This window comes from Cellulomonas massiliensis JC225, assembly GCF_000312005.1.
GTDB classification, from domain to species: Bacteria; Actinomycetota; Actinomycetes; order Actinomycetales; family Cellulomonadaceae; genus Cellulomonas; species Cellulomonas massiliensis.
In genome coordinates this window covers 2,158,643-2,160,094 of record NZ_HE978588.1, presented here as the reverse complement: position 1 = coordinate 2,160,094, position 1,452 = coordinate 2,158,643, and the positions used below count along the sequence as shown (strand labels likewise).

Below are 1,452 nucleotides of genomic sequence, written 5' to 3'. Positions count from 1 at the left end.
CTGGGCGAGCGGCTGCGGGCCCGCGGCCCGGTGGTCGCGAGCGGCGGCTGCTTCGACCTGCTCCACGCCGGCCACGTGGCGACGCTCGAGGCCGCGCGCCGGCTCGGCTCGTCGCTCGTCGTCCTGCTCAACTCCGACGCCTCGGTGCGGCGGCTCAAGGGTGCCGGACGCCCCGTCGTGCCGGCCGACGCCCGACGGCGCGTGCTCGAGGCGCTCGACTGCGTGGACGCGGTCGTCCTGTTCGACGACGACGACCCCGGTGCCTCGCTCGCGCAGCTGCGCCCGGACGTCTGGGCGAAGGGCGGCGACTACGACACCGCCCACCTCCCCGAGGCGGACGCCGTGCGCGGGTACGGCGGCCGGGTCGTGCTCGTCCCGTTCGTCGCCGGCTGGTCCACGACCGACCTCGTCGCGCGCGCGACCGTCGCGACCACCACCCCCGCCTGACCCCGAGGAGACGACATGAGCAGCACGACCACCGCGACCCCCCGGCCGATCGGCACCGTGCTCGTCACCGGCGGCGCCAGCGGCCTCGGCGCGGCGGTCGTGCGCGCCGTGCAGGACGCCGGCGGGACGGCGGGCGTGCTCGACCGGCAGCCCGTCACCACCGCGCCCTGCGTCGAGGTCGACCTCGCCGACTCGGCGGCGGTGCCCGCGGCCGTCGAGCAGCTCGTGGCGCTCGTCGGGCCGCCCACCGCGGTGGTGACGGCCGCCGGCGTCGACGCCTGCGGGCCGCTCGAGCGCATCGGCACCGAGGAGTGGGAGCGGGTCGTGCGCGTCAACCTGTTCGGGACGGTGGCGGTGGTCCGCGCGTGCCTGCCCCACCTGCTGGCCGTGCGCGGCACGGTGGTGACGGTCGCCTCGACGCTCGCGCTGCGCGGGGCCGGCGACGCGACCGCGTACTGCGCGTCGAAGTTCGGCGTGCGCGGGTTCACCCAGGCGCTGGCCGCCGAGCTGGCGGGCCGTGTCGGCGTGACGCTGCTCGTGCCGGGCGGCATGCGCACGCCGTTCTTCGACGGCCGGACCGAGCAGTACCGGCCGGGGCCGGACGCCGACCTCGCCGACCCGGCGCACACCGCGGCCGCGGTGCTGGCGGCGCTGCGGCAGCCGGTCGGCAGCGAGATCCGCGAGCTGCTCGTCATGGCGTCCGGCGAGGCCTCGTGGCCCTGACCGGCGCGCCGGCCGGGACCGCTCCCGCGCGCACGGCCGACGAGCCCGTCCGGGAGGTGCTCGTCCTGCGGGCGCTGGGTCTCGGCGACCTGCTCACCGCGGTCGCCGCGCTGCGGGGCGTGCGACGGGCGTGGCCCGGCGCCGAGGTGACCCTCGCGGCCCCCGCCGCGCCCGGGACGTGGCTGCGCGACCTCGGCCTGGTCGACCGGGTGCTGCCGGTCCAGGGCCTGGCGGCGCCCCCGCCGCTGCCGGTGGCGGGCCCGCCCGACGTCGCCGTCGACC

General features: G+C 79.0%; 3 protein-coding genes. All 3 read left to right on the top strand.

Features of this window, described 5'->3' with window-relative positions:
* Positions 1-447, top strand: a 447-nt coding sequence (locus HGCM_RS17960; protein WP_019136757.1) for an adenylyltransferase/cytidyltransferase family protein, incomplete at its 5' end; no start/stop codon positions are given.
* 15 nt (positions 448-462) lie between these two features.
* Positions 463-1,170 carry an SDR family oxidoreductase gene (locus HGCM_RS10290; RefSeq protein WP_019136756.1) on the top strand — a complete coding sequence of 236 codons (708 nt, stop codon included), beginning with the start codon at positions 463-465 and terminating at the stop codon, positions 1,168-1,170.
* The coding region (locus HGCM_RS20450; RefSeq protein WP_040399057.1) for a glycosyltransferase family 9 protein at positions 1,161-1,452 on the top strand (292 nt) is incomplete at its 3' end. The genes HGCM_RS10290 and HGCM_RS20450, both read left to right, overlap by 10 nt.